The sequence below is a fragment of the Thermodesulfovibrionales bacterium genome (assembly GCA_035622735.1).
In the GTDB taxonomy this organism is placed as follows: domain Bacteria; phylum Nitrospirota; class Thermodesulfovibrionia; order Thermodesulfovibrionales; family UBA9159; genus DASPUT01.
In genome coordinates, this window is sequence record DASPUT010000042.1 from 1 (window position 1) to 3678 (window position 3678).

At 54.2% G+C, this 3678-nt stretch carries 4 protein-coding genes; all 4 read right to left on the reverse strand.

Annotated elements, in window-relative coordinates:
• A partial coding sequence (locus VEI96_02255) for a PAS domain S-box protein (protein ID HXX56807.1) occupies positions 1-393 on the reverse strand: 393 nt, incomplete at its 3' end.
• Positions 394-441: 48 nt separating this feature from the next.
• Positions 442-1443, reverse strand: coding sequence for a potassium channel protein (locus VEI96_02260; GenBank protein HXX56808.1), 1002 nt, complete (start codon positions 1441-1443; stop codon positions 442-444).
• Positions 1443-1943 carry a Mut7-C RNAse domain-containing protein gene (locus tag VEI96_02265; protein HXX56809.1) on the reverse strand — a complete coding sequence of 167 codons (501 nt, stop codon included), beginning with the start codon at positions 1941-1943 and terminating at the stop codon, positions 1443-1445. Before VEI96_02265 ends, VEI96_02260 begins: the two co-directional genes overlap by 1 nt.
• Positions 1944-2058: 115 nt before the next feature.
• A partial coding sequence (locus tag VEI96_02270) for a DNA-directed RNA polymerase subunit beta' (protein ID HXX56810.1) occupies positions 2059-3678 on the reverse strand: 1620 nt, incomplete at its 5' end.

Here is a 3678-nt window from a genome sequence, read left to right on the forward strand (position 1 = left end):
GTCCGGGTGCACCAGGCGAGCAAAGTTCTCGCCGATGAGATCGGCTGATCGAAAACCCGTAGTCTTTTCAAAAGACGGGTTCAGCGACGTAATCGAACCATCGGTCGAAAGGGAGTAGATGACGTCTCTCTCGGTTTCAACAAGGTTCTGATACCGTTGTTCCTGACTGCGTGAAAAATCTTCCCTTCGTCTTCTTTCGATCTCGTACCGCCGAATGAGGAGGTAGAGCATCCAGGCCGTTACGACGACGTAGAGCCACCCCTTAAGAAGAGAAAACTTCATGAGCGTCGGAACGTCTCTCAGGAGAAAGGCGAGGAGATTATCGGAGAAGAGTATCCACAGTCCGCCGACAACGGCATAAATGATGCTGATCCTCAGAGGGGTTAACTTCACCGTAGGCGCCCCCGTTCGCTCACTTCTCTCTTCCTCAGAATGCATCTCTCAGAGTCTCCCCGCCATATCTTCCAGCACCCTCAACTTGGAGCGTTCCCCCAATGCGATAAGAACGTCGCCTGACTTGATTGACGTCCTGAAGGTGGGGTTGAAGAGCATCTCGCCATCGCTCCTCTTTATGGCAACGATAATGATACCGAGCTCCCTCCCTATGCCGCATTCATCGAGGGTCGACCCCGCTATTTTCGACCCCTCTTGAACGAAAATCTCCTCCATCTGGAGATCGATATTTCCCGACCTTGTCGCAAACTCGATGAAGTCGACCACTGCGGGTTTCAGCACACTGTGGGCAATTCTCAATCCCCCGATGTAATAGGGAGAGACGACTCGATCCGCGCCTGCCCTGAGGAGTTTCTCTTCAGAGCCTTCTTCGCCGGCACGCGCAACGATACTCAGTGCCGGATTCAGTACCCGGGCACTCAGTACGACATAAAGATTCTCCGCGTCAGTCGAGAGGACCGATATAAGACCGGTAGCCCTTTCAATACCGGCCTCTTTCAACACCTCATCCCTCGTCGCATCTCCCCGGATGAAAAGCACGTCACCGCCAGAGGTATCGGGGGCGATCTGTTCCTTCTCTACAACAACAAAATTTGCCTCCTTCTCCTTCAGTTCCTTACAGATAACCTTTCCCATCCTGCCATAGCCACAGACAATATAGTGGTTCCGTAATCCCTTGATCTTTTTTTCCAATTTCTTCCTCCCGAAAATCTCCTGTATCTCCCCTTCAATCACGATTCTCGCCGCATTATTGAAGGTGTAAAGTATTGTGCTGACGCCAAAGACGATGAGAACCAGGGTGAAGAGCCTCCCCATGTCCGAAAGGGGGTGGACTTCACCGTAACCAACGGTTGTTATCGTGGTAACGGTCATATAGAGGGAATCGAATACCGTCCACCTTTCTATTCCCATATAGCCGATTGTCCCGCTCAGGATGACGATCACGATAAGGACGAGGGAAAAGACAAACTGTTTCCTCAAACGATTCATCAACGCACCTTCCCTGCCTCGGGTTTCTTCAGTATTCCATCAATCATCATCCTGAATCTCTTCAGATGCGTCCCTTCCCAGTAGATGTGGCCGCAGGCACGGCATCTCAGGAAGTCATTCCGGAGTAAGAAGACATACTCGGGCACGCTATCTCTCACTTCACCCTTTTCAACCACCCTATCGAGGGCTCCGTTGCATCTCGAACAGCGGCCGGGGATATCGAGAGAACAACCCGAGGAACCGAATGCCCCAAGCACCTCGATGAGCTGCTCGAGAGTATTGTCAGAGTGAACCATGAAAAGGTTTTCCAAGGCTTTCATCTTCTCGAAATGACTGTCCCTTGTGAGGAGAACCCTCCCCTCTCTCAGTGCTATCCTGAGCAGGTCACCGTCGGGCATGCGAGAATCATAGAGTGTGTCAAAACCGAGAAGCCTCAGCCACCGCGCAAGACGACCGAGCATTGCGTCCGCTACGAAATACACACCCTGCCGATCTTTCATCTTGCGCTTGCCGCCCGTCTTCCCAGGAAAAAAGAGAGGGCCATCGTCCTTTACCGATGACCCTCTCTCCATTTGTATCTCAATCCCGGGTTCTTACGCCGCATCTACATTCCGGCTACGTTTCCTCAGGCTGCGCCTCGGAAGAGAGGAGTGGCTGGAATTCCCTCTTCACAAAGGTATTGCGGTATCTCTGCATGCCGGTGCCTGCCGGTACTATCCTCCCCATGATCACATTCTCCTTCAATCCGTTCAGTGCATCGATCTGGGCATTAATCGCTGCTTCGGTGAGCACCCTCGTCGTCTCTTGGAAAGAGGCGGCCGAAACCCAGCTCTCCGTGGTCAGCGACGCCTTGGTAATACCGAGGAGAAGGGGCTTGCCCTGCGCCGGGACGCCGCCTTTCGCCTTGACCTTTTCGTTCTCCTCCTGGAAGACCGCCCTGTCCATCTGCTCTCCGATGAGGAACATCGTATCCCCGGGGTCTTCTACCCTCACCTTCCTCATCATCTGCCGCACGATAACCTCGATATGCTTGTCGTTAATAGAGACGCCCTGGAGCCGGTAAACCTTCTGGACCTCGTCCACGAGATACCTCTGGAGTTCCTGAGGCCCGAGGATATCGAGGATGCTGTGCGGGTTCACCGCACCGTCCATGAGCGGCTCACCCGCCCTTACCCAGTCGCCCTCATGGGCAGTCACGTGTTTTCCCTTCGGAATGAGGTATTCCCTCTGCTCATCCCCGCCCTTCACGACAACGGCGCGCATCCCTTTGTGTGTACCCCTGAACTCAACGACACCGTCGATCTCGGTTACCATCGCCTGCTCTTTGGGCCGCCGGGCCTCGAAGAGTTCCGCAACCCTGGGAAGACCGCCGGTGATATCCTTGGTCTTTGTCGTCTCCCTCGGTATCTTTGCGAGGATATCGCCGGGGTAAACGATGCTTCCTTTGTCGACGAGGATATGTGCCCCCGAGGGCAGCATATAGCGCGCGAGATTCTGGCCTCCCGGTATCTTCAGGGTCGCCTTCCCGTGCTCATCTTTTATGGATATCCTCGGCCTCATCGCGCCGGGGTAATCAACGATGACTTTGTGAGAAAGCCCGGTAATCTCGTCGACCACTTCCTTCACCGATAAGCCTTCTACGATGTCACCGAGGGCGACCCTTCCCCCGACTTCAGTCAGCAAGGGGGTTGAATAGGGGTCCCACTCAACGAGCCTCTGACCGGCTTCGACCTTCTGGTTCTCCTCGACCTTCAGCTTGGCACCATAGACGAGATTGTACTTCTCTCGTTCTCTTCCCTGGCCGTCAACAATTGCTATGAGAGCATTTCGGTTGATTACAACAAGGGCACCTTCTCTGTTTCTAACCGCGTTTATGTCTATAAACTTCACCTTGCCATTGTTCTTCGCATCACGAACCGCCTGCTCCATCACCTTGGCGGCGCCACCGATATGGAACGTCCTCATGGTCAGCTGGGTACCCGGTTCTCCGATAGACTGGGCGGCGATGATGCCGACCGCCTCCCCTATTCCGACTACCTCGCCCCTGGCGAGGTCCCTTCCGTAACACTTTGCGCAGACACCGAATTTTGCACGGCACGTGAGGACGGACCGTATCTTTACCTTATCGATGCCGGCTTCTATGACCCTCTGGGCAACCTCTTCGTCGATCTCCTGCCCTTTCTTCACAACCGTATCTCTTGTGACGGGGTCATGCACATCCTCCACGGTGAACCT

What these genes read in the sequence shown, in the direction of transcription:
- VEI96_02260 (HXX56808.1), bottom strand. Translation starts at nt 1,443, where the DNA reads ATGAATCGTTTGAGGAAACAGTTTGTCTTTTCCCTCGTCCTTATCGTG.
- VEI96_02265 (HXX56809.1), bottom strand. Translation starts at nt 1,943, where the DNA reads ATGAAAGATCGGCAGGGTGTGTATTTCGTAGCGGACGCAATGCTCGGT.